Below are 24,870 nucleotides of genomic sequence, written 5' to 3' on the forward strand. Positions count from 1 at the left end.
GGTGGAAGAAATGCTTTGACCGGCATAAAGATAGGGGAATGCCGTGACTAGGGTATTACAGCGGTATTATCAATGTGTTAAGGAAATGGCGGCGAGGCAGAGAGAAGAAGTTATGCCGCGGGCGAGAAGCGGACCTTGACGCGGAAGGCTTTTTCGAAAAGCTCTTTTTTTCTGTTCGCCCCCCAGACCTCCAGCTCGATCTTTGCTTTGTGCGACCGCCGCAGTTTGAAAAGCACCGCCGACCGCGTGCGCTTGCATCGCAGACTTTTGATGACCGAGAAATGCGTCCGGTCAAGCCCGTCCGCGATGCGCAGCATCGATGCGAGCTTCATCACAACATCCCGTTCGTCGGCGCTGAGCCTGGAGTACCCCTCGTGTTTCATCTTCGGATGGCTCTTCCTGTGGTACCGCGCGACGTTTGCGATGATCTCTTTCTCATTCTCCGTGAATCCGAGGAGCTCCGAGTTGCGGATGAGGTAGTATGAGTGACGATGATGCTGGGCGTGCGAGACGAACAACCCGACCTCGTGGAGCAGCGCGGCCGCTTCGAGGTAGACCCGCTCGCTTTCGCCGAGCTTATGGAGCGGCGCGGTCTGGTCGAAGATATCGAGCGCGAGCCGGCTCACCTGATGCGCGTGTTCCTTTTCATACCCGAAACTTTCCGCGATGTGCAGCACGCTCGTATACCGGATATCGTGAAAATGGTCGAATTTCTTTTTCCGGTGAAACTTCTCGATCGTATCGAGGATGATCCCTTCGCGGAGCGCGTACTCCGAGATCGTCATCCGTTTGATGCCGAGCGCGCGGAACGCTTCTTCCAGAATGATCACCCCGGCGACGACGATGTCCGCCCTCGCCGGGTCGAGCCCGTCGATCTCGGTCCGGTCGTCGGGATCGTGCCGTTCGAGGATCCTCTCCGCCACTTCGGAAACCTCGTCGTCGGTGAAGGTAAAATTGTTGATCGAGGATTCCGACTCCTCGTCCCGCCGAAGCCGGATGATGTGGGCGATGTTGGTGATCGTCCCCGACGTCCCCACCGCGACTTCGTAGCTGTTCTTCCGCGCCGCCCGCGCGATCGGGCTGAGCATTCCTCTCACGTACTGCCGGCAATCTCGGATCGATTTTGAAGAAGCGACCCCGTCCTCGAAAAATCGCTGCGTCAGCCGCACGGCGCCGATCTTGAGGCTGTTGGTGTAGAGAATATTCCTCTGGTAGCCGAAAAGAAATTCCGTGCTCCCCCCTCCGATGTCCAGCATCAGGTGCCGTTTCTTGAAGATCGGCAGCGCCTGGAGAACGCCGAGGTGGATGAGGCGCGCTTCCTCGAACCCGGACGCAACCTCGATCTTGATCCCCGCCTCCGTTTTCACGAGCCGGAGAAATTCGTCCTGGTTCAGCGCTTCGCGCACGGCGCTGGTGGCGATGGCGCGGATGGAGGCGTGATACGAGTCGGCGATCATTCTGAACCGGCGCAAGGCGTGGATCGCCCGTTCGACGGCGTTCCCCGCGAGGTACTTCATGTCGGTCGAACCGGACCCGAGGCGGACGATCTCTTTTTCACGTTCGAGGATTTTGAAGTTCCCCGATTCGGGGGAGACTTCAGCGACGAGCAGATGGAGCGAATTGGTACCGACGTCAATGGCGGCGAGGTTTTTCTTCTGATTCTTCATCTTCGAGTACTGCGAGAATACCCTGTTTTAATGCACGGTTGGTGTCTTCGAAGCTTTTCGCGGCATCGATCACCTGGAAATTGAACTCGTTGGTCATCTTGTCGAACTCTTTCAGGATCAGCTTCTGGTACTCGACAAAACTGTCATAGAAATCGTCTCCGAGGCGCATGTCCATTCCCGACTCCCAGTAATCGAGCCCTTCGCCGGACTGTTCTTCCCAGTACCGCTTGTGCAGCGTGTGGCTGTTGATCACGCGCGGGATCAGGTCCTCGAGGGTGATGCGCATGTAAAAAACGGCGTCCGGCTCGACGGCAAAACCGAAGACCTTTCTGATCCACTGACGGTCCCCGCCCCGCACGGACGACCGGGCGAACGCGGTGTGGATGTACCGGTCCGCGAGCACGACGAATCCCGCCCGCAGCGCCGGAATGACCTCGTGCTCGAGCCTGTCCGCAAAATCGGCGGCATACAACAGGCTGAAGGTATCAAAGTTCAACGTGTGCCCCGACTTCGCTTCGTTGATCGCTTTTTCCATCAACGGAGAGCGGGTCCAGCCTGTCGTCGTCACGCCGTAGCCTTTCACCTCGAGCCATTTTTTCAACTCCTCGAGCTGCGTCGAGCGTCCGACGCCGTCGGTCCCTTCGATCACGATCAGCTTGCCGCTCAGGTCGCTCACGTCGACATACGGAAGCCCGATGCCGTAAAATGTTTTTTTCTTATGCGACATAGACGTTCTCCTTCTTCTGGAGGAACGGGGTCGGCTTGTAATCTTTCAGGCGCTCGCGGACGATGTCGCGCACAATCGACTGCTGCTTCTGGATCGAGTCCGTCGCATCGATCACCGTCAATCCGTACTCCGCCGAAATTTTGTCGTATTCCTCGAGGATCTTCGACTGGAACAGCCGGAAGCTTTCGCGGGGATCGTCGCTCAGTCCGAGGTCCATCCCGGCTTCATGGAATTTCAGTTCGATCCTTCCGTTCAGGATCCGCTTGAGCGAGACCTCGATCGGCACTTTGAAATAGAACTGGATGTCCGGCTTGACGGCGAAGCCGTAGAGATTCCGGACCCATTCGGGATGGACGCCCCGGACGACGTCGCGGGCGAACGCGGTATACACGTACCGGTCGGCGCAGACGATCATTCCCGCTTTCAACGGCGGGATGATAAGGTGCGCAAGGCGGTCGGCAAAATCCGTGGCGTGCAGAATGCTGAACGTCGTCGGCGTGAGGAGATTCTTCTTCTTCCCGCGCTTGATCGTCTCGTTGACGAGCGCGGAAGAATTCCATTCCGTGAAGAACACCCTGTATTTGGAGTTGAGCAGCCATTTCTGCAGAAGCTGCAGCTGGGTCGATTTCCCCGACCCGTCGATCCCTTCCACGATGATCAGGATGCCGGGGTACGGACGGGGTTGGTCAAAAAGTCGCGCCATGCGTTTGTCCTATGGTTTTATTTGAGGTCACGAAGTTGTTTCGGCTGCAAATGCCAGCGGAGCGTTCCCGCGCTGCGCGGCGGCATGCCGGAGACCTCGATACAACAGAGGGCCCCTTTCTTGAATTCAATGATGGAATGCTCGGAGCCGAGAAGGGCCGATGCAAGAAACCCGAGGTCGGGTTCATGTCCCACGAGCATCACGTCTTCCAGGTTCTTGTACTTTGCGAGGTAGAGCATCAGCTTTTTTGCGGAGCTTCCCGGCAGCAGTTCTCTGCACACTTCGACTTTGTGGTCGGCTCCCAAAGCGTCGGCAGCGATCTTGGCGGTGTCGTGCGCGCGAATGAGCGGGCTCGTCAGGATGAGGTCGATCTTGCCGATGACCGCCGCGATCCCTTTTGCCCCCTTCCGCATCTTCTCCTTGCCGTCGTCCGTCAACGGCCTGTCGTCATCCGGAAAGCTTGCGGTGCCTCGCTGGACGGCGATGCCGTGCCTCAGAATATAAATAAACAAATGCTCTCTCCGGTTAAAATTGAAGGATACCTCTTCTCACGGCTTGTTCATCGATTGGATGATGCGCAGCCTAAAATTTTCCGTTTCCCATCCGGCGATCATCGCGCAGGCATCGGCGAACATCGTATCACGGCGATGCTGTTCCGCGCGGATCAGGTCGACCAGGGCTTTCGTGCGTATCCTGTCGTCCGGGTTCGGCGTTGCGCGGTTGAACGCCCGGATCTCTTTCAGCTGTGTGCCAAGCGCCGGAATGTTCACGTCGCAGTCATGCACCTGTCCCATCACATCGAGAAGCTGCTTGACGGTCTTCAGGCAGAGCGAAAATTCAGCATCAAATGCATCCTCGAAAAACTCCATCGCGTACCGGAGGACCTTTCCCGCATTCCGCATCTTATGCAGGTCGTCCTTGAGCCTCGGGTGGGCGACCACGCGGTTCCTGTACGAGAAGAACTCGTCGAACAGGGACGGCACCAGCACACGTGCGTTCTCGCGAAAAGTCTTGTTCGGTTTCACACCGGCGGACGCTGCCATGACGCTTCACAATGAAGACTTCACAAACGCGGCAAACGAATCCGCGAAATTCATCCTTCTGAGATATTTCATCTCCCGCAGAAGCGCTCTGCGGTCGGCGAGCCGGGCTGTGGTCTCCCGGGCGATCAGAAGGTCGATCACTTTGCGGTCGGTGGCGGCAAGAGTATTTTTGTACGCAGAAAGCGATTCCAGGAAAACGTCTCGCTCGCGCACGGCGCCGAGGGCGCGGATGAGAGCCTGAAGCCGCGCGTCGTGTTTCTTCAGCTTCTTCCTGGAAAAACAATCCCGAAAAATCCGGAGCACCGCCCTCAGCCTGCGCGCCGACACGCGCATGTCGTGCAGCGCTTCGGGGTCGTCTCCCCGCATCGTCGCCGGCTCGTGCGAAAAGGTCTCCTGGATCCGCGTCAGCGCGATCTTCTGCAGGCACTGCTTGAGACTTTCGTCAGGGTTGAGATCGACAATTTTCCAAGGTTTTGCCATAAGCGCCGCTTTAATTTTGTCAAAGCAAATCAAATGTGCAAGTGACGTTCCCCCCTTCAATGATAAGAAATTGTTAAGTTTTCATTCGCGACGCCTGAATTAGGACGTTTAAGGAGGTGCAGAGCTGCAAGGGATCATTTGAAAAAAAACGGAAAGAGGCATGCGGGGGGAAAACGATCAGATCTTGAGAAGGAAGCTGAACGATGTCCCTTTTCCAACCACACTGCGCACTTCAACCTTGCTGCCGTGCGCCTCAACGATGTGCTTGACGATCGCAAGGCCCAGCCCCGTGCCGCCGACCTCGCGCGACCTGTCCTTGTCGATCCTGTAAAACCGTTCGAAGATCCGCGTGAGATGTTCTTCGCCGATGCCCGCTCCGGTATCCGAAACGACGATCCGCACTTTGTTCTCCTCGGGCTCTGTGGAAACGAGCACATCTCCCCCTTCCCTGTTGTACTTGATCGCATTGTCGATCAGGTTGCTCAGCACGCCCCGGAGCCGTTCCTTGTCGCCGAAGACTTCGACCTCGTCTCCGGTCTCCGCCGAAAGCCGGAGCGTGACGCGGCGCTGTGCCGCCGCCCGCTGAAAATCGTTGACCACAAGCTCGAGAAATTCATTGACGCGGAAGTACCTGAAGCTCATCTTCATTTCCCCCGATTCGATCCTCGAGATGTCGATGAGGTCGTTCAAGAGGGCGTTGAGCCGCGCCGCATGGGCCGAAGCCTTTTCGATGAAAAGCCGGTTCACCGCCGGGTCGTCGACCGCGCCGTTGAGAAGGGTTTCCAGATATCCCTGAAGGGTGAAGATCGGCGTGCGGAGCTCGTGCGAGACGTTGCCGAGGAACTCGCTCCGCGCCCGCTGCAGTTTTTTCAATTCGACAATATCGGCTTTCAGCTTGTCGACAAGCTCGTTCACCGCGCGGGCGACGTGGCCGATCTCATCGTTGGTGGTCGTCTCGATGTGCTTTTCCAGGTCGCCGAGGCGGATCTTCTCGACGTTCTCCGCGATCGCGACCATCGGACGCGAAATTCTCCGGGAGACATACATGCTCACGCCGACCACGAGCGTCAGCGTGATGAGCCCCGCCCACAAGATCTTCCAGCGGATATCCCGGACGTTCTCCTTCATCTCTTCCATGTGGGCGCTCACGCGAATGAAACGAATGCTGTCCATCGCCGGGGAAGGGACGGAGTCGCGGTATTGTTTTGCGACGTACAGGAAATCTCTGCCGACCGTGGCGCTGCGCCGGATGTTCGTCCCGATCGGCTTCGCGATCGCTTCCTGAATTTCAGGCCTGAGGAGATGATTCTCGACGGCGGAGAGTTTATCGAACGGAACGTCGGAATCGGCGACGACCGTCCCGTCGGCGGAGACAAGCGTGACCCTGGCGCCGAGCACGTCGGCCAATTGCTGGATCGAGGCGGCGCGCCCGCGGTCGTTCCCAAACTGCCTGTCCATCAAAAGATGATGCACGATATCAGCCTGCTGCTCGAGCTGATGGACCAGCCGGTCCTCGAACAGCGATTCTATTTCGAGGCTGGTGATGACACCGACCGCGACAATGATGACGACGGCGAGCGCTAAATAGGTAAGCGTTATTTTGGTCTGGATGTGGATCATCGTCATGCTTTGAAGCGGTACCCGACCCCCTTGACGGTCTCGATCATGTCTGCGTACTTACCGAGCTTTTCCCTGATCTTTCTGATGTGGACATCGACCGTCCTGTCCACCACGAACACTCCTTCTCCCCACACAGCATTGAGAAGAACGTCCCTCGAGATGACCCTTCCCCGGTGGCGGACAAGGTACACGAGCGTTTCAAATTCCTTTTTGGGGAAGACGAGCCCCTTTGCACCGAGCGTCACCGTATAATTCGGCACGTTGATCTCAAGGTCGTCGATGCGGAGAAGGTTCGACGCTTCCGACGCCGCGTCGTCCTTCGCGTCTCGCCGGATGGCGGTGCGCACCCGAGCAATGAGCTTCTTAATGCTAATCGGTTTGACGATATAATCCTCGGCGCCCAGCTCGAGCCCGATCACTTCGTCGACCTCCGAGCCCTTTGCCGTGAGGAAAACGACCGGGATCGATTTCGTCCGCTCGACGCGCTTCAGTTCACGGAGAACGTCGAGACCGTTCATCTCCGTCATCATGATGTCGAGGAGGATCAGATCCACATGTTTCTTGACCTGCTCGAGCGCCTGCTTGCCGTTCCGCGCGGTGAGGACTTTGTACCCCTCTTTCTCGAGGTTGTACTGGAGCATCTCAACAATGTCTTTTTCGTCGTCGACAACAAGAATGGTCTTTTGCATTGGCCGGTTTCAAGTTTTATCGTGAAAGGGAATAAGGGTCGAACACTGCGATCCCGTTGAACTGCTGGTAGGTCCGGAGTTTTTCCACCGGAGCCATGTTTTCGATGAGCGGGTTCGGGCGCTCGTTGTTGTACCGGTAGAGGTACCGCGCCGCCTCCTGCTGCAGTTCGTCGGGCGCTGAGAACGGCCTCGTCGTGTACGGTTCGACCTCGTCGAACCGCCTGACGCGTTCCATAAACCTGTTCACGGCGAGCTTCTTTTTGGACGGGACCTCGTGCTTGATGCCGAGCCGCCGCAGGTTCATCGTGAACGCATGCGTCCGTGACCGCGGCTTTGAAACGCTCGCAAACACGCTGTCGAGCGGCGTTTGAATATAACGAATTAAAAACGGAAAATGCATCAGGCTGAACTGGATAAAGTCGAGCGCCGACAGGGTCGAATGACGGCCGTAGATCTTTGTGATGCGCAGACGGGAACATTCGTCGATGGCGCTGTACTGGACGTACTGCTGTTCCCCCTCCCCCTTGGCGATGAACTTGAACATCAGGATGACGCGGTCGCCGGGAAGGAGCGCATCGTTCGGGCGGAGTTTCCGGCGATGCGACTTCTTCTGCTTCATGTCGACGCCGGACTTCTTCAGCAGCTTCCAGATCGCGCTCTCCGACAGCTCGATGTCGTACCAGATCGAGAGATACAGCTTCAGACGTTTTTGACCGAAACCGGTCTTTTCGCGCAGCTCGCGCAGCCGCTGCACGATCGGCGGCGGCGTCGCCCGCGGGCTGTGGTGCGGACGCCTCGAGCGGTCGCCCAGGCTGAGCGCGTCGTTCGACGATCTCTTGTACCGCTTCAGCCATTTATAGAACGTCTTTCGGCTGATGGAATATTTCTGGCAGATCGAAGGAACGCTTTTCTTCTCTTCGAATTCCCTCATCCATTCCATTCGCCTGGCGGCTGCGGCGTCACTCATAACCGATTCATTGGACAGCATGGCTTTCGATTCCTCGAAAAGATCCCCCTCACGAAGCTTTCTTCACCTTTTCAAAACGTTGAACTACCCGCGTCTCCCCCCCCGTGACGAGGGCAACGACCACCACATCCCCGTCGGATTTCAAAAGCGATTCCTTTGCCCGAGCGATCGCCTCCGCTTCCGTCCCCTCGACCGTGTCGTGGGCGACAGTCTTGGGGACCTCCAGATATTTGTAGACCGAAACTCTGTACGTCATACGCCTCCTTGTGAAATGATATTGAACTCTTTCATGCTTTGATTGGTTCCACGGCTTCCCACAAAAGCTCGGCGACATCCTTCACCTGGACCCGGTCGCCTGCTTCTTTCGCTTTGACGCCGTCCGACATCATCGTCATGCAGAATGGACAGGCGGTGCCGATGGCCCCTGCGTGCGTCGAGAGCGCCTCTTCCGTCCTTTCTATATTGATGCGCTTCCCTTCCTTTTCTTCCATCCACATCCTCCCTCCCCCGGCTCCGCAGCAGAGGCCCCTGTCCTTCGACCTCGGCATCTCGACAAGCGAGGTCCGGGGGATGGCGCGCAGCAGCGAGCGGGGGGAATCGACGACGCCGTTGTACCGGGCGAGATAGCATGAATCGTGGAACGTTATTGCCCCGGTCTGGGAGCGCGAGGGCGCAATTTTTCCCGACTGTACCAAATTCAGAAGAAAATCGGTGTGGTGAACGACCTCATAGGTGCCGCCAAACTGCGGATACTCATTCTTGAGCGAGTGAAAGCAGTGGGGGCAGGTCGTGACGATCTTCTTGACCCCGTACCCATTCAACGTTGCGACGTTCTCGGTCATCAACGACTGAGCCAGGTATTCGTTTCCCATCCTTCGCGCGGCATCTCCGTTGCATTTTTCTTCAACGCCGAGGATGGCAAATTTCACTCCGGCATGCTTCATCAATTTTGCAAAAGACTGCGTTACTTTTCTGTACCGTGCGTCAAACGCTCCCGCGCAGCCGACCCAAAAGAGTACGTCGGCGCCGCCGCCGTCGGACGTGCGCGGAATCTCCAACCCCTCAGCCCAGTCGGCGCGGGAAGAATGGCTGAATCCCCACGGAGTGAAATTCCGCTCCAGGTTGTCGAAGGTCGCGCGGAGCTCGGCAGGGAACCGCGATTCATTCAGCACCAGGCCGCGCCGGAGATCGACGATCTCGTCGACGTGCTCGATCGTCACCGGACATTCGTTGACACACGCCATGCAGGTCGTGCATGCCCAGATTTCATCTTCGGAGATGTACGTATCGACGAGCGTGCGTGCCATGACGTCGCTGTTCTCCTCTCCGGCCGCAGCGAGAGGGGCTTTTTCCATTGTACGCCGCCGCGTATCGACAATGATCTTGCGCGGGGAAAGTTTCTTGCCGGTAAGGTTTGCGGGGCACACCGAATCGCAGCGGCCGCATTCGGTGCACGTGTAGCCGTCGAGCAACTGTTTCCATGTCAGGTCGTCGACGTCGGCTGCGCCGAATTTCACGGCGGACTCGTCCGCAAGGTCGATCGGCTTCAACGCTCCGCGCGCCTTCAAACTGGAAAAATACACGTTGGGAATCGACGTCAGCACGTGAAGATGCTTTGAGTACGGAAGGTAATTGAGGAACCCGAGAACCAGCACGATGTGCATCCACCAGAAGATCCTGCTCCACACCGACGACGCAGCGTCCCCCGAAAAGAGACCGGCGAGGGATGACGACAACGGATAGTTCAATCCTGCGCTGTACTCGCCCAGCGAAATGCGCGATGCGTTCTGGAGGAGAAGCGATGAGACGATCAGAAGGATCCAAACGAGGATCACCGCCGCATCGGCATTCCCATGCGCATCAACCTGGAGGCGTTTCACCTTGGAGACGAACCTTCTCCACAACGCGACCGCGACCGAGACAATGACGAGAAGGCAAAAGATTTCCTGGGTGAAAGTGAGGAGTGAATATATTCCGCCCAGAAACCGCAGCGAAAAGTGTCCCGCGATCCCTTCGCCGATCGATTCAACCACCGCGGCGATGAGGGCGAGGAATCCCCAAAAAATCGCGACATGCAGCAATCCCGCCAGCGGTTCTCGAAGGATCTTGGATTGCAGCAGAGCGACCTTGACGACGTTCCTCAGACGAACGAACGGACGGTCGAACCGGTCTTCCGGCTTTCCGGTCTGGAGATATGCAAGGAGCCGCCGGACGCTGGTCCCAAAAAAAAGGAACGACGCAACAAGGAGCGCGGTAAAAAGGATGTTTGACAGTCCCATAAATTTTATCCGAAAGACGGTGAAGACCTAGAGCGTCAGCGCTCCTTCGAGGACGGTGACGCCGCTGCCGACGATCGCGACAGATTTCGGTTTGCCCCCTTCGACCCGGACCTCCACCTTCACGCGCCCCGCCCTGCCGATGATATCCCCTTGCTCGCCGATCATCTCGATCGCGCCGTCCGATTTTCCGACGAGCCCCTGCTCGACCATGTACACGCCGAGCGGTCCGTTCGCCGAACCTGTGACCGGGTCCTCGTCGATGCCGTCGTTCGGCGCAAAGAAGCGGGAGTGAAACGTCGAAGCCCTGTCAATGGTCTCCGTCGAGAAGACGCACAAGCCCAGGATTTTTTTCCTCGCAAGCATTTTTTTCATCAGCTGGAAATCGGGGCGCAGATCGTAAAGGTCGGAAAGACGCCGGACGGGGATATACGCGTTGACGCTGACAACGCAGGGGAGACGTTTATCGAAGCCCGCCTCGTCCATCCCCAGCGACGCTTTGAAATCGGTCTTCAAGTGCTGGTTCTTATTGAAGTGCGGCATCGGGAGCGAAAACTTCACCGTCGCCTTCCCTTTTTCCTTCACCACAAGGATGTCGAGAATACCGGAAGCCGTCTCCAGGCGAAACGGATACGATCCGTTCTTTTGCATGCCGAGAGAATGTTCTTCGGCAAGAGCATGGAAGCTTGCGATCGTCGCATGGCCGCACAGGGCGACTTCGTTCGAGGGGGTGAACCAGCGGATGCGGACATCGGCGTTTTTTGTCGACGGCGAAAGGACAAACGCCGTTTCCGACAGGTTCATTTCCCTGGCGACGTCCTGCATTTGTTTCTCGGTGAGGCCGTCCCCCGAGAGGACGACCGCGGCCGGGTTTCCCGCAAAGGGCTTGGCGGTGAAGGCGTCGATATGTTTGACGGTCAGCGATTTCATGCGTCAGCGGTTCACGAGCGGGACAGCAACAAGCGTTTTCTTTTCCTTGATATAGTACATCATCGTATCGTCAACGAAAAAGGAGTCGGGGACGGCTCCCGGCGTCGAAGAATTTACAACATCGGCGTAGACCTGTTTCCCGTTCGCCTCGTCCACGATGCACAATTTGTTTTCCAGCAGGTCCACATTTTTTTCTTCGTCGTGCGACAGCGTTGCATGGTAGTTGAACACCAGTTTTCCCCCCGTCCGCACGTACTCCACCGGTCCATGGATGGCGCTCCTTCCGCAAAAACGTTCAACAAGAGGTGCAACGATCGGAAATTCCGGAGTGTCTTCGGTCAGGAATTCGGGAAAGAGAAAATTTTCGCGTCCGCGGTATCTGTTCTTCGTCTCCGGAAGTTCGACGGGGGGCTCGCTGAACTCCTGGATGAACTCCCCCGTCGCCGCATCGAGTTCGTAGAACAACCGTTTCTCAAAAAAATCCCGGTAGGCAAATACACGGCCGGGCGATGCGGAATAAAAAGCAAAATCGTTGTTCCGCCATAACTCTTTGCCGGTACCAAGGTCGACGGCGATTATTTTTCCATGCTCGGGCATGTCGGGCTTCCTGAAGCCGTGAAGAAAAACTTTATCGTGAACGATCCCCTCGATGCCGATCCACCACGGCTCGCCGAACGACGCGCTTTTCCAGAGGACGTCTCCGTTCGCGGCGTTCAGGCAGAAGAACGATGCCTGTTTTGCATCCGTGTCCCTCTCTTCTCCGACGATGAAATTTGTTTCAGAAAAAAGAAGCCGCCACAGAACGCCGGCAGTGGAGTACGACCATAACGGTTTGAGATGCCTCTGTTGAAAGAGGGAAGAAATATCCATTTACCAATGAGTGTCGATAAAGACGATGGTGTGGCCAAAATAGCTCATTTTCCCGAGAGTTTCAATGGCCTGAAAGCGGGCTCCTTTAAGTAGGCAGGTCGGAGAAAACGGGAGACGCTTTTACCTTCGGCTCCGCCGTTTTTTGGCGGGATCAGGGGGAACATTTCCCTCGTTCCCAATCTCTGATCGGGAGCCGAGTGAATCGAGTGCCGGATGCCTTCGGAAGAAAGACGAGTTACGCACGCTGCTCCCAAAGAGAGTTTAGGAGCGAGGGGTGAAATCCTCGAACTGCAACACTGCCCAGCAGCCCCCTCCTCTTGAAAGTAAACGAATAGCTCGCTACATTTGGGAAAATTTTTCCACTAGCACGCCTCCTCCCGTGATCCGCATTCAGCTCGACGGCAGCAGCCTTACGATTCCCCAGCTTTTCAGCGCGGCAACTCAGCCGGCCCGTATTTCATTGGCGCCCTCTTCAAAACGAAAGATGCAGCGTTCCCGTACGCTTGTCGAAGAATGGCTGCAAAAAAAGGAACGCATCTACGGCGTGACGACCGGCTTCGGGGAATTCAGCAACGTCAGCATTCCCTTCGACAAGATCGAAGAGCTTCAGCACAACCTTATTGCGAGCCACGCCGCCGGAACGGGAGAGCCGCTGCCCCCCGAAGTTGTGCGGGCGATGATGATCCTTCGGATGAACGCGCTTGCGAAGGGATTCTCCGGCATTCGCCCGGAGACCGTGGAATTTATCGCGAAATTTTTCAACGCGGGGATCGTCCCGGTGATTCCGTCGCAGGGGTCCGTCGGTTCGAGCGGAGACCTTGTGCAGCTGGCCCACCTTGTCCTGACCATGATGGGTAAGGGAACGGTTTTTGGGGAAGGCGGAAGGAACAAGAAGAAAACGCATGTAGAATTTGAGCTTGCGAAGAGAGCGCTGCACCGCCATCGGCTCGTTCCTCTCCATCTCACCGCCAAAGAAGGACTCGCCCTCATCAACGGCACTCAAATGATGACGGCGTACGCTTCGTTGATCTCCCGGATGGCGACAGAGTTGTGTATTCTTGCCGACATTGCGGCGGCGATGAGTGTGGAGGCTTTGAAAGGAAGCGATACGCCGTTCGACGAGAGGATCCACCGGCTGCGCCCCTTCAAGGGACAGAGAGAGTCGGCGGGCAACCTGAGAACACTCCTGCACGGGAGCGAGATCCGCGAATCGCACCGCTACAGCGATCATCGCGTGCAGGACGCCTATTCCCTCCGCTGCGCGCCGCAGGTCCACGGCGCATCGCGCGATGCGCTCGAGTACGTCAGCGGAGTTGTTTCCGTCGAAATCAATTCAGCGAACGACAATCCGCTGATCTTTCCGGATGAACGGCAGCATCTCGAAGGAGGAAATTTCCACGGGCAGCCGATCGCGCTCGCGATGGATTTCGCCGCGATCGCCCTTTCCGAGCTGGCGAATATTTCCGAGCGCCGCATCGAGCGGATGGTGAACGGCTCGCTGAGCGGTCTTCCGCGATTCCTTACTCGGGACGGCGGCCTTAATTCAGGTTTTATGATCGCCCAGTATACGGCCGCTTCGCTCGTGTCGGAAAACAAAGTCCTTGCCCATCCCGCAAGCGTCGATTCGATCCCGACGTCCGCCAACCAGGAGGACCACAACAGCATGGGGTCGATCAGCGCTCAAAAATGCTGGCGCATTCTCCGCAACGCGCAGACCGTCATCGCCATCGAATTTCTGTGCGCGGCGCAGGCTATCGACTTCCATGCGCCGCTCCAGTGCGGCAAGGGAACGCGGGCTGCGCACAAAGCGGTCCGGGCATCAATTCCGCATCTCACGCGCGACCGCGTGCTGTACAACGATATTCAAAAAGCGCTGAAACTTATCCTCGACGGGGAGATTCTTCGCAGTGTCACCCAGGCAGTGAAAAAGCTGGCGTAGGACCGACAGGTCACAACGGGGCGCCTTCGGGGCATCTCCTTGGAACTTGTCTGGCCATATTAGAAACTATCTCAAAAATGGAATTAGATTGACCCTTCGGCGCGTTCGCTCCGCTCACTTGCTCAGGGTGAACATGCTTTTTTACGGCTATAACAATCGTTCATCCTGAGCGAGTGGCGCGGCTCTTTCGCGCCACGAGACGAAGGACATCCTGTCCCCAAAGGACCCCTCCGGGGGAGAAAGCGGATCTCACCGAGACGAGTTTTTCAACCCCTCGAAGAGCGGAGAGCGCATCGTCAACGACCCTGCGGGTCGCAGACGCGTTGGGAAGGATGATGCGACATATTATTGAGATAACCTCTAATTAAAATTATTCAAATGTTATTGCGATAACTGTAAGACACGCAAGTCCTAAGGGGATGCCCCGGCAAATGCCTCTCCTGCGAAATGCATTCTACAATTGCTCCAGCCGCTTCAGGATCTTCCTTCCCCTTGAACGAAAGCCTGCGCTTCCCGTCGGCATTTGCTGCTCGATGAGAATTGTGATCTCTCGCTTCAAGTCGGGCTCCCGCTGAGCGATGTTCGCGAGAACGGTCATCGCGAACACTTTGACGGCGATCGGCTCCTTCGCCGATCCCAGCAGGTCAAAACAGATCGTCGCAATTTTTCCCGCCAGCCGCGTCGGGATCTCGACATCCTGAAGGATCCTAAGAACGTTCCTTTTGACGGCATCGTGAACCCCCGGCTGAAGCATGCGGTCGATCATCCGGTTGAAGTAAGGGGGAGCAAGTTCTTTGTCACTATCGGCACAGTGCATCACGATCCACGCGGCGCGTTGCGTCGTCCGATATTCTCCCCTCAAAAATAGCTCCATCAATTCTTTGAACCGTTTTTTGTCGCTGCCAACCCACCGCGCAATTCTGCGGCATTGATATTTTGAATGCTCTCGCCGTATCTCGGTTTCAAGGTCCATTGTATTCACCCGGTCATCGAATAGGAATCCGTGTCAACTTTACTTAAAGAGAATTCGAAAAGCAAATGGGTAAAAAAGCAGCACTCCTGTTGGAACTAAGGACTTTCGTCCGTACATTACGAAAAGGAGATTCCATCAACATTGCTTCCCGTCCCCTATGAAACTCACCAAAAATGTTCTCCGCTCAGTCCCTAAGGTCCTTCTCCATGATCATCTTGACGGCGGCATCCGTCCCCAGACCGTCATCGAATTAGCGCGCGATCAACGCTATACGAAACTTCCGACAATGGACGCCGGCGAACTCGCGCAATGGTTTCAGCGCGGAGCCCAGCGCGGGAGCCTTCCCCTCTTCCTCGAAGGGTTCGAACATACCTGCGGCGTCATGCAAACCGAAGAAGGGCTCGAGCGTGTTGCGTACGAGACTCTTGAGGATATGAAACGCGACGGCATCGTCTATCTGGAGACCCGCTTCGCTCCGGTCTTTCACCGCCAGAAGGGGCTGCACAACGAGACGATCGTCAAAGCCGTTCTTCGCGGACTGGAACGAGGCAAGAAAGATTTCGGGGTGGAGTACGGGCTCATCATCTGCGCGATGAGAAACATGGACCCGAAAATTTCTCAGGAAATTGCCGAGCTCGCGGTCGATTTTCGGAGCCAGGGAGTCGTCGGGTTCGACCTTGCCGGAGAAGAAGGGGGCTATCCGCCGAAGAAACATATCGACGCCTTCCATTACATCCAGCGCGAAAATTTCAACATCACGGTTCACGCGGGGGAAGCCTTCGGCAAGGAATCGATCTGGCAGGCGATCCAATGGTGCGGCGCGCACCGCATCGGCCATGCGACCCGCCTGATCGAAGACATGAGGGTGAAGGACGGGCAAGTTCTGAGCATGGGGACGCTGGCGCAGTATGTGCTCGATAAGCGCATCCCCCTCGAGATCTGCTTGACGAGCAACGTCCACACGGGCGCAGTCGCGAATATTGACGAGCATCCGTTCGGCATTTTCTACCGCTACAAGTTCCGGGTCACGCTGAATACGGACGACCGCTTGATGAGCGGAATAACGTTGACCGACGAGTATCATACCGCCGCCGAACACTTCGGATTGACGCTCGACGAACTTGAGAAGATCACCATCAACGCCATGAAGAGCGCGTTCATCCCGTACAAACAGCGGATCGCGATCATTTATGACGTGTTGAAACCGGGGTTTGCAAAGGTGAGAGGAGTGCGAAAGAAGAAATAGTCTTTGATTTTACAGATGACGCTGATGCAGCGCAGATTGCAGATTGCGCAGATTTAAGCACACAAAAATTATCAACGGGGGGAGCTATGAAAGAATATTCGGAAGAGAACTATCCAAAAAAGGAAATAACCGAAAAGATCATAAAGGCTGCGTTCACCGTACATAATAAATTAGGCTTCGGGTTTGTAGAAAAAGTTTATGAAAATGCGTTGGCAAAGGAATTGCGGAACGCGGGGCTTATGGCAGAACAGCAGAAGAAGATGAAAGTTGTCTATGGGGGTGAGCCTGTCGGAGATTTCATCGTCGATATTTTAGTAAGCAACAGCGTTATCGTTGAGTTGAAAGCGGTCCACATGCTGGAGAGTACATTCGAAGACAAGCTGCTTCACTATTTAAAAGTCTCAAACCTTCCGGCCGGATTGCTTCTCAATTTCGGAACCCCCAGCGTTCAAATCAGACGAAAAGTATATTCTGTCCGCAGAGACCAATCTGCGAAATCTGGAATCAGCGTAAAATCTGAGGAATCTGAGTAATCACATGAGATTATTTATTCTCCGCCACGCGGACGCGGAAGCCCAAGGGACCTCGCACGACGCAGACCGAGCGCTGACGCCAGAAGGAATTGAAGAAGCCAAATGTGTCGCTGGCGCCGTCCATGCCATGAAGTTGGGTCTCACTGCCATCCTCACAAGCCCGACGGCTCGCGCAAAAGCAACGGCAGAATTAGTCGCTGCACAATTCCCTCCCCTTGAGGTCCGTCCCGTTGAGCAGCTGGGGCCGGCGTCGAGACCCGAGGGGCTGTTTCAAGAACTCCGGTCGTATCCGCGCGACAGCCGCATCCTCCTCGTCACGCATAAGCCGCTCATCGTGAGTCTCATCGCAAGTCTCATCGGCATGGCCACCGAATCGAAGGTCGGCGTCAAGAAGGCGTCGCTCGCCTGCATCGATGTCGGGTCGACCGTTCAGCGGGGCTCCGGCGTTCTCCTGTGGCTCCTGACCAACGAACAAATGCAGTTGATGAGAAAGAAAGACTGACTGTTTTTTCCCTCCCAAAATTTCCCCCCGCTTTGGTATTGTCCTAATTTCACAATGTTCCTTTCTTTCCGAGAAAGAAAGGAACCAAAGAAATCCTTCGAAATCGTAACGCGCGCACCCGACGATTTCGATAGATGACCCAAAAGCTGCCGGGTTTTCAAAACGCGGAATCGGCGGACGTGTGTGTGTGTTGAGGGCGATGCGTGCGTTTAGAAAACGGCAGGCAAGCGGGATGGCATGCGGGGCCGTTTTCTTCGGCTTGTGTGAAGGATAGCATCGCCAGGGTTCCGATTCCGCGAAGCTCTCTTTGCTTCTTTCTCTGGCTACAGAGAAAGAAGAAAGGGATATGAGAATTCAAATTAGGACACTACCCCCGCTTTCTCTGGATTCTAACGCTTTTTTTGAGTAGATTAAGTTTTTGACTTTTTCCCCGTCCACAATTGTGCAGGCTGAAATGAGCGAACGAACATCCGCACCTGATTCATCCCTCTTGTTGACAAAACTTCAATCGCTTTCCGAAAATTTATGGTGGTCCTGGAATTTTGACGCGCAGGCGATCTTCCGCGACCTCTCTCCACAGGTGTGGGAGAGAACGCATCACAATCCCGTCGCCCTTCTCGCGGAGATGTCGAATGCCGAAGTTCGCGCGCGCCTAGGGGACAGCGAAATGGCGGCGCGCATAGAGTCCGCGTGGGAGAAATTCGACGCGTACATGAACAGCAAAAAGAAATGGGCGGTATCCGAAGCCAAGACATTGAAGGGGCCCGTCGCATACTTCAGCGCGGAGTTCGGCTTCCACGAAAGCTTGAGAACCTATTCCGGCGGCCTCGGCATCCTCGCCGGCGACCATACAAAGTCGGCAAGCGACCTCGGAGTGCCGTTCATCGGCATTTCGCTCTTTTACCGCCAGGGATATTTCGAGCAGCGCATCGGGGCCGACGGATGGCAAAATGAGATGTACGTTTCCGCGGACCCGTCAAAGCTTCCGCTGAACATCGTCACGGACAAGAAGGGGGAGCCGATACGCTGCTCGGTCGAGATCGGGTTCAGCACGGTCCGCTTCCTCGCGTGGCAATTGAACGTCGGCAGGAGCGTCGTCTACCTGCTCGATACGAACGTCCGCGAGAACGAAGAACGCTTCCGCGACCTCACGGCACACGTCTACGGCGGCGACAGCACGACCCGCATCTCGCAGGAGATCATCCTGGGCGTCGGCGGGGTCCGGCTGCTCCGCGCCCTCAACATCCATCCGTCGACCTTCCACATGAACGAAGGGCATTCGGCGTTCCTCACGCTTGAGCTTCTGCGGGAGGCTCTCGAGAAGAACGGCTCCGCAAGCGCCGCGGCGGAGAGCGTGAAACGGCAGTGCGTGTTCACAACGCACACGCCGGTTCCCGCCGGACACGACCGGTTCTCCATAGATCTGATGGAGCATTCTTTTTCATCGATGAGCAAGGCGATGAAGATCTCGACCGAAGAGCTGATGGGATACGGACGGATCGACCCGGCCGACGCGAACGAGACGTTCTGCATGACGGTCCTCGCGCTGAAGATGTCGCGCGCAGCGAACGGCGTGAGCCAGCTGCACGGCCAGGTGAGCCGCGAAATGTGGAAGACGCTGTACAAGGAGACGCCCGCCGAGAACGTTCCGATCGGTTCGATCACGAACGGCGTCCACATCGGCGGGTGGCTCAACGAAACGTCCGAGCGGTTCTGGAACAAACATCTTGGCGGCGATTGGCAGGAACATTTTCTCGACCCCGCGTTCTGGACGAAGGCCGCTCAGGATCCGGCGATCTCGGACGAAGCGCTCTGGTCAATGCGTTATCAGCTGCGGCGGGAGCTTGTCGAATTTGCGCGGCACACGCTCCGCGTGCAGCATTCGCGCTTCGGCAACGGCACCGCCGTCTACGAGAAGGTCCTCAACCCGGACGTCCTCACGATCGGATTCTCGCGGCGGTTTGCGACCTATAAACGCGCGCCGCTTCTCTTCACTGACCTCGAGCGGGCGATCCAGCTGTTCGGCGACGAAGCCCGGCCGGTGCAACTGATCTTTGCGGGCAAAGCGCATCCCCGCGACGATGAGGGAAAAAAATTCATCAAACAGGTCATCGACCTGACGAATAATCCCCGCCTCTTCGGAAAAGTCGTCTTCCTTGAAAACTACGACATCAACGTCGCGCGGCATCTCGTGGCGGGAGCCGACGTCTGGCTCAACAACCCGCGCCGTCCCCTCGAGGCAAGCGGAACCAGCGGACAGAAGGTCGCGATCCACGGAGGATTGAACTGCAGCATCATGGACGGGTGGTGGCGCGAAGCGTGCGACAACACGAACGGCTGGGCGATCGGAAAGGACGAACCGCCGGCTCACGCAGAACAGCAGGACATCGTCGATGCGGAGAATCTTTTTACGGTGATGAAGGAAAGCATCATCCCGGAATTTTATCACCGCGACGAACGGAATATCCCCCGCCGCTGGCTGCAGCGCGTGCGCCGGTCGATCGCAACGCTGGTGCCGCGCTACAACACGCACCGCATGGTCGCGGAGTACGTCAAGAAATACTACGTGTGAGACCTTACCGTGCCGCACGGATGAAAATATTTGACAAGGGGCACAACTTTTTCTCCGGTTCTTCGTTATCTAAGAGAGAAGAAAGGAGGAAAAGAGTATGGAAACGTCATTCGGTTTTGAGAACCTTTCGCAGGAAGAACGCCGGGCTATTGAAGAACTTCTGCTCGACGAGATGGAAAAACAACAGTGGGATGCGATCACATACTCTGTCATCTTGGGCGAAGAGGTGGTCCTCCCCATTCAATAACAGATGAGAACCATGCTTAAAGTCATTACGTGGACGGCGGTGATCGCGGGAATCGTGGCGCTCCCCTTCTTGATCAGGCGGCGCTATGAGAACACGCATTACCGTTCGCTCAATGTCCGATACGACATTGACGATTACATTTCGGAGAGCAGCCTGTAAGCGCACCCGAACGGGGGACGTTTCAGCTACGAAATTTTTTCGACCTTCACCATATTCGTCGTGCCGCGCGCCAGGAGAGGAATACCTGCGGTCGTCACGATGAAATCCCCTTTCTTGACGTACCCCGATCTCAGAAGCTCCTGCTGAATGGCGGCGAGCGTGGAATCGGTGTCCCCGATGCTCGGCACGAGAACCGACCGGACCCCCCAGACCAAATTCAGCCTCCGCCTGATGCGCTCGCGGTCCGTTGCGGCGATGATCTTGCCGTACGGCCGGTACTTTGCGATCGTCTTTGCCGTCTCCCCCGAATGCGTGATCGGCACGATGGCTGCGGCGCCGATGCGCTTCGCCAGCACACACGCCGCGCGCCCGAGCGCCTTGAAGATCTCCGCCTGCTGCTCCCCCGTTTCGTCCGGAAGGTCGAGCTGGTCCCGGTATTCTTCTTCCGCCCGGCGGATGATCGAATCCATGGTCTGCACCACTTCGACGACGTATTTTCCGACCGAGGTCTCTCCGCTCAGCATCACCGCATCGGCGCCGTCGAGGACGGCGTTCGCGACGTCGTTCGCCTCCGCACGGGTCGGACGCGGGTTCTCGATCATCGACTCGAGCATCTGGGTCGCGATGATCACCGGTTTGCCGGCGGCGTTGGCCTTCTTGCAGATCATCTTCTGCGCGATCGGCACGTCCTCGGTCGCGCATTCCACGCCGAGGTCGCCGCGCGCCACCATCACCGCATCGGCCTCGCGAATGATGTCGTCGATGTTCTCCAGCGCTTCCCTTTTTTCGATCTTGGCGATGATGGGAAGCTTCTTCCTCTTGTCGATCTTCGCGATGATGAACTCCCTCAGCCTGCGGATGTCGTCGCCGGTGCGGACGAACGAAAGCGCGACATAGTCGATGTCGTTCGCGATGCCGAAGTCAAGGTCTTCCATGTCCTTCGCCGTCATCGACGGCTCGCTGACCGTCACCCCCGGAAGGTTGATCCCTTTGTGCTCCTTGAGAATGCCGCCGTGCACCACCTCGGTCACAACATCGGTCGCCGTCGAACTCAGTACTGTGAGCTGCAGCAGACCGTCGTCCATCAGGATCGTGTCGCCGGGCTTCACATCCTTCGGCAGGTTTTGATAGGTGGTCGATACCCGCGTTTCATCGCCGGCAACCTCGTTGATCGTGATCGTGAACTTCTGCCCGTCGGCGAGATGCACTTGCGGTGACGCCAATTTCCCCGTCCGAATTTTCGGCCCCTGCAGGTCCTGCAGGATCGTGATCGGCTCGCCGACCCGTCCGGCCGCCTCTCGAACGGCCTTCATGGCAGCGAGATGCTCCTCGTGCGTGCCGTGAGAAAAATTGAGGCGCACGACATCCATCCCCGCGCGCATCATTTTTTCCAGGACGTCTGCGGACGACGAAGCCGGTCCGAGCGTGCAGACGATCTTTGTTTTTCCGTAGAGTTCATGTGCTTCCATTGCTACGGTGTCCTCTCGTTAGTGTGCAGGAAGAAGAGTGAGGGTATGCTTCGCCGCCTCCGCCACGCGGGCGCTGTCGAGCGGCATCGGATGGTATTCCCCGCTCAGCCACAACGGCGTCTGGTCGGAGTAATGCTCGTGCATCGGCTGCCCCGATTCGCCCGTCGGGATGATCGAAAGCGCCCCGTTGATATCCGCAAAATCGACGATCTGCCGCATGGACGGACCGAGCGTGACCTGGTACGGCGCGGCCAGATAATATTCCCCGTTGTTGAGCGTCGTCCCCGATCCTCCGATCGGAAACGGGCCGATGTTGAAAACGGAGCCGAGCGGCGGCTGCGACCCGAACGGGTGGCGCAGCGTAATGGTGTGGATCATCCCCCACTGCCATGTCTTCATCTCCCCCCCGAGCGTGGCCTTCAATTCCCGGATCGCATCCGCCAGACTTTTCCTGATGACGTCGTCGCGCGTTTCGACCCGGGGGGTGGAAGGATCGTCGAACCACCATGACGTCGGATTTTTCAGCAGTGCGGGGACTGTGCGGTACGGAATGTTCGCGATAAAAATATATTTTTGGAAAAGCTCATCCCCCATTTTATTCTGGAAGATATTCTTCATGAGATGGGTGAAGAAGACGTGGAACAGCGTCGTGGGCACGTCGTCCTTCGTGAGCTGAAAATGCCAGTTCCTGAAATAGCTCAGCGCCGTCTGAACATCCGGGTCGGCGACGGACGCCGAATCGAACGCGTGGAGAATATACGGCGTCGTCTCCTTCGCAAAAAACGAATAATAATCCCCCTGGATCCTCTGAAAATCTTCCACCGAAAATTTCTCCTGCTTGCGCAGAAGCTCGTCCAGCCGCTGGATCCGCGACGGCGGCTCCCACAGGTTCGAAATGTGATACGGAAACGAGCTGTTCGTCGTCTTGTTGTTGGCGGTGGCGATAAAATGCTGCGGCGGGTTGAACAGCGACGGAAGGCGCTCGAACGGAACGAACCCGTTCCAATCGTATTCCCCCGTCCATCCCGGCATCGGCAGCGTCGGATTCTGCGCCGACCGGATCGGCAGACGGACGCCGGCAAGGTACCCGATGTTCCCGTCCGCATCGGCATACACGAAATTCTGCCCCGGAACCGTAAATTCCTTCACCCCGCTTTTGAATTCGCTCCAATTTTTGGCCTTGTTGATGAGCAGCAGCGAATACAACTCGTCGCTCACGTCCTGCCCGGTCCACCTCATCGCGACCAGAACATCCTTCGTGATCGAGCCGACGCCGTTCACATCGTTGATGACCGGTCCGTGGTTCGTCGATTTCACCGTGAGCGCGACCATCGAGGAGTCTTTCACGAGAATGGTATCCAGCGTCACCGGCATCGGACTCCAGACGCCGCGGTAGAGATACTCGCCGCCGGCGTTCGTCATTTCAAGATAGAAATCGGCGTCGTCCGCCATCACGTTCGTCATTCCCCATGCGACGTGCTGATTGTGACCGATGACGACGGTCGGTGCCCCCGGCAGCGAAACGCCGGCGACGTCGTAATCGCCGCCGTGGAGATGGAGTTCGTACCATTTCGACGGCGCGGAAAAACCGAGATGCGGGTCGTTGGCGATCATCGCCCTGCCGGACAGAGACTTCTGAGGCCCGACCGCCCAGGCGTTGCTCCCGATGTGAATGCCGGTGGTGCCGTAGAATTTTCTGAAATCCTGGTCGATGTCGATCAGCTTAAGGAGCCCGTCGGGCATTGCATCGGCGCGAAGCTCTTTGGGGACGATGACCGGCATGTTCTCGGGATAGGTCGGAAAGATCTCGTTCGCCTTTTCTTCGCCGAACGTCTTGAACAGGTCTCCGAGGACGAGGTCGACGTACCAGGAAATGTTCAGCTCCCATGCCATCATCCGCGCGACGATGAGGGAATGAAGGGGCTTCCACTCTTCCGGGGTGTAGTTCAGCATGTCGAATTCGATGGGATATTTCCCCCGGTGCGAGGCAATGAAGGCGTTCACCCCGTCGCTGTATTCCTGGAGAACGCGGCGGGATTCGGGATGCAGGTTCTGTTCGATCTTTTCGGCGATCCGTTTGATGCCGACCGTTCTGAACATCTTGTCGAACCTGAGCGTCGAAGCCCCGAAGACCTCCGATAACCGTCCTTCGCCGGCTCTCCGCGAGACGTCCATCTGCCAGAGCCGGTCCTGCGCATGGACGTAGCCTTCGGCGAAGAAGAGGTCGTGTTCGTTGCCCGCAAAAATATGGGGGATGCCGAACTCGTCGCGCTGGACCGTCACCGGCTGCTGCAGCCCTGCGACGGTGATCGTTCCGTCCACCACCGGAAACGATTTCGTGACAAGATAGCGGAGGATGAGAAGCGTGACGAGCGTAATGACAAGGAGAGAACCGACGATGCCGATGAAGATTTTAAGTTTTGACTTCATAGATTTTTGAGGAGGGAATTTCGTCCGCCGCTAATTTTTCAGGAGGAGAGGGAGATTCCACTCGAGCAAATATTCCCGAAAGGCCGACGCCGGAAGCTGCACGAGCAAAGGATGATCATCCGGGTCGAGCCATTGCATGAGAAAAAGAAGATTTTCTTCGCGCATCGCCGTGCAGCCAGACGTTGTTGAGCTGTCGGAGCCTGTCACATGGAGGAAAATACAGCTCCCTTTACCCGGGATTGAACGCGGGTTGTGCCTGACCACAATTCCCAATTTATAGTAATTCGAATCCATTTTCATCACTTCCGATGACCTCCACGGAAGCCTTCCCGCCGAGTCTCTTTTGACTTCATTTTCGGAGATAAGCGAGTTATAAAAGACGGAGCCGGTGTCGTCGACGCAATGGAGCGCTTTCGTGGCTTGTTGGTACGGAAACCTGATCCCCGGCGGCGGGAGCGAATCGTATCCGAAAAAATCCCCCAGTTCAAAAATACCCGCGGGAGAACGGCGGTCCCCTTCCGTTTTCATCCGCTCGCCGGCGGGGATCTTGTGGAGGCCTATTCCCCATGCCAGGCCCGAGTCGCCGACGACCACCTTCCACGGGATATTGTATTGCAGCCACCCGTCGCCGGTCCGGTTGAACAAGTACATCAAGCCGGTGGTGGAATTCCAATCGGGGGTGATCACGAAGACAAGCTGATTTGCATTTTCGATTTGTGCAGAAGAGCGAAGCGGCAGCGCAAAGAGGACAAATGCACAAAGCGGAAACAAGATCTTGAAACTTCTTTTGACATTCGAGGACATAATTAGTACATTGGCGTCGTAATA

Annotated in this window: 22 protein-coding genes and 1 pseudogene; 7 read left to right on the forward strand and 16 right to left on the reverse strand. The window is 56.7% G+C overall.

Annotated features, from left to right (window positions below):
• Positions 1 to 110: 110 nt before the first annotated feature.
• From VMF88_04320 to VMF88_04375, 12 genes and pseudogenes are all read right to left on the reverse strand, one after another.
• Complete coding sequence (locus VMF88_04320) at positions 111 to 1,667, reverse strand: Ppx/GppA phosphatase family protein (GenBank protein HTY10282.1); 1,557 nt, start codon at positions 1,665 to 1,667, stop codon at positions 111 to 113.
• Positions 1,633 to 2,394: a thymidylate kinase gene (locus VMF88_04325; GenBank protein ID HTY10283.1), complete on the reverse strand. Its 762-nt coding sequence runs from the start codon at positions 2,392 to 2,394 to the stop codon at positions 1,633 to 1,635. The genes VMF88_04320 and VMF88_04325 overlap by 35 nt, the downstream gene beginning before the upstream one ends.
• Complete coding sequence (gene tmk, locus VMF88_04330; protein ID HTY10284.1) at positions 2,384 to 3,097, reverse strand: dTMP kinase; 714 nt, start codon at positions 3,095 to 3,097, stop codon at positions 2,384 to 2,386. Before tmk ends, VMF88_04325 begins: the two co-directional genes overlap by 11 nt.
• A gap of 17 nt (positions 3,098 to 3,114) precedes the next feature.
• Positions 3,115 to 3,609: a phosphohistidine phosphatase SixA gene (gene sixA / locus VMF88_04335; GenBank protein ID HTY10285.1), complete on the reverse strand. Its 495-nt coding sequence runs from the start codon at positions 3,607 to 3,609 to the stop codon at positions 3,115 to 3,117.
• Between the two features lie 36 nt (positions 3,610 to 3,645).
• A pseudogene (locus VMF88_04340) lies at positions 3,646 to 4,620 on the reverse strand (CHAD domain-containing protein).
• 177 nt (positions 4,621 to 4,797) lie between these two features.
• Entirely contained in the window at positions 4,798 to 6,240 is a 1,443-nt protein-coding gene (locus VMF88_04345; protein HTY10286.1) for an ATP-binding protein, read from the reverse strand.
• Positions 6,241 to 6,242: 2 nt separating this feature from the next.
• Positions 6,243 to 6,929 carry a response regulator transcription factor gene (locus tag VMF88_04350; GenBank protein HTY10287.1) on the reverse strand — a complete coding sequence of 229 codons (687 nt, stop codon included), beginning with the start codon at positions 6,927 to 6,929 and terminating at the stop codon, positions 6,243 to 6,245.
• Positions 6,930 to 6,945: 16 nt separating this feature from the next.
• Positions 6,946 to 7,896, reverse strand: a complete 951-nt coding sequence (locus tag VMF88_04355) for a helix-turn-helix domain-containing protein (GenBank protein ID HTY10288.1) — start codon at positions 7,894 to 7,896, stop codon at positions 6,946 to 6,948.
• 49 nt (positions 7,897 to 7,945) lie between these two features.
• Positions 7,946 to 8,152 (reverse strand): hypothetical protein, encoded by a 207-nt coding sequence (locus VMF88_04360; protein HTY10289.1) that lies wholly within the window; start codon positions 8,150 to 8,152, stop codon positions 7,946 to 7,948.
• A gap of 31 nt (positions 8,153 to 8,183) precedes the next feature.
• On the reverse strand, positions 8,184 to 10,175 hold the full coding sequence (locus VMF88_04365) for a (Fe-S)-binding protein (GenBank protein ID HTY10290.1): 1,992 nt from the start codon (positions 10,173 to 10,175) through the stop codon (positions 8,184 to 8,186).
• 27 nt (positions 10,176 to 10,202) lie between these two features.
• A complete protein-coding gene (locus VMF88_04370; protein HTY10291.1) occupies positions 10,203 to 11,102 on the reverse strand; it encodes a PhzF family phenazine biosynthesis isomerase in 900 nt (299 codons plus the stop codon).
• Positions 11,103 to 11,105: 3 nt separating this feature from the next.
• Positions 11,106 to 11,972: a DUF4905 domain-containing protein gene (locus VMF88_04375; protein HTY10292.1), complete on the reverse strand. Its 867-nt coding sequence runs from the start codon at positions 11,970 to 11,972 to the stop codon at positions 11,106 to 11,108.
• Positions 11,973 to 12,351: 379 nt separating this feature from the next.
• On the opposite strand from VMF88_04375, the gene hutH reads away from it, so the two are divergent.
• Positions 12,352 to 13,911 carry a histidine ammonia-lyase gene (hutH, locus tag VMF88_04380; GenBank protein HTY10293.1) on the forward strand — a complete coding sequence of 520 codons (1,560 nt, stop codon included), beginning with the start codon at positions 12,352 to 12,354 and terminating at the stop codon, positions 13,909 to 13,911.
• Between the two features lie 454 nt (positions 13,912 to 14,365).
• Here hutH and VMF88_04385 read toward each other — a convergent pair whose 3' ends face one another.
• Positions 14,366 to 14,884 (reverse strand): hypothetical protein, encoded by a 519-nt coding sequence (locus tag VMF88_04385; GenBank protein HTY10294.1) that lies wholly within the window; start codon positions 14,882 to 14,884, stop codon positions 14,366 to 14,368.
• Between the two features lie 157 nt (positions 14,885 to 15,041).
• Between VMF88_04385 and VMF88_04390 the strand changes: the two genes are divergently transcribed.
• From VMF88_04390 to VMF88_04415, 6 genes are all read left to right on the forward strand, one after another.
• Positions 15,042 to 16,130 (forward strand): adenosine deaminase, encoded by a 1,089-nt coding sequence (locus VMF88_04390; GenBank protein HTY10295.1) that lies wholly within the window; start codon positions 15,042 to 15,044, stop codon positions 16,128 to 16,130.
• An 86-nt stretch (positions 16,131 to 16,216) separates the two neighbouring features.
• Positions 16,217 to 16,663: a GxxExxY protein gene (locus tag VMF88_04395; GenBank protein ID HTY10296.1), complete on the forward strand. Its 447-nt coding sequence runs from the start codon at positions 16,217 to 16,219 to the stop codon at positions 16,661 to 16,663.
• A gap of 4 nt (positions 16,664 to 16,667) precedes the next feature.
• Positions 16,668 to 17,165, forward strand: a complete 498-nt coding sequence (gene sixA, locus VMF88_04400) for a phosphohistidine phosphatase SixA (GenBank protein HTY10297.1) — start codon at positions 16,668 to 16,670, stop codon at positions 17,163 to 17,165.
• A gap of 454 nt (positions 17,166 to 17,619) precedes the next feature.
• Positions 17,620 to 19,737 (forward strand): alpha-glucan family phosphorylase, encoded by a 2,118-nt coding sequence (gene glgP, locus VMF88_04405; protein HTY10298.1) that lies wholly within the window; start codon positions 17,620 to 17,622, stop codon positions 19,735 to 19,737.
• 97 nt (positions 19,738 to 19,834) lie between these two features.
• Complete coding sequence (locus tag VMF88_04410) at positions 19,835 to 19,984, forward strand: hypothetical protein (GenBank protein ID HTY10299.1); 150 nt, start codon at positions 19,835 to 19,837, stop codon at positions 19,982 to 19,984.
• Between the two features lie 12 nt (positions 19,985 to 19,996).
• Entirely contained in the window at positions 19,997 to 20,143 is a 147-nt protein-coding gene (locus tag VMF88_04415; GenBank protein HTY10300.1) for a hypothetical protein, read from the forward strand.
• A 26-nt stretch (positions 20,144 to 20,169) separates the two neighbouring features.
• Here the strand turns inward: VMF88_04415 and pyk are convergent, their stop codons facing one another.
• Genes pyk through VMF88_04430 form a run of 3 tightly spaced genes read right to left on the reverse strand, consistent with a single transcriptional unit; the run spans position 20,170 to position 24,813 of the window.
• On the reverse strand, positions 20,170 to 21,612 hold the full coding sequence (pyk, locus tag VMF88_04420; protein HTY10301.1) for a pyruvate kinase: 1,443 nt from the start codon (positions 21,610 to 21,612) through the stop codon (positions 20,170 to 20,172).
• Positions 21,613 to 21,630: 18 nt separating this feature from the next.
• Positions 21,631 to 24,042, reverse strand: a complete 2,412-nt coding sequence (locus VMF88_04425; GenBank protein HTY10302.1) for a penicillin acylase family protein — start codon at positions 24,040 to 24,042, stop codon at positions 21,631 to 21,633.
• Positions 24,043 to 24,072: 30 nt separating this feature from the next.
• Positions 24,073 to 24,813 carry a L,D-transpeptidase family protein gene (locus VMF88_04430; protein ID HTY10303.1) on the reverse strand — a complete coding sequence of 247 codons (741 nt, stop codon included), beginning with the start codon at positions 24,811 to 24,813 and terminating at the stop codon, positions 24,073 to 24,075.
• Between the last annotated feature and the right edge of the window lie 57 nt (positions 24,814 to 24,870).

It is taken from the genome of Bacteroidota bacterium, assembly GCA_035506275.1.
Taxonomy (GTDB): Bacteria; Bacteroidota; Ignavibacteria; order UBA10030; family UBA8401; genus JAGVPT01.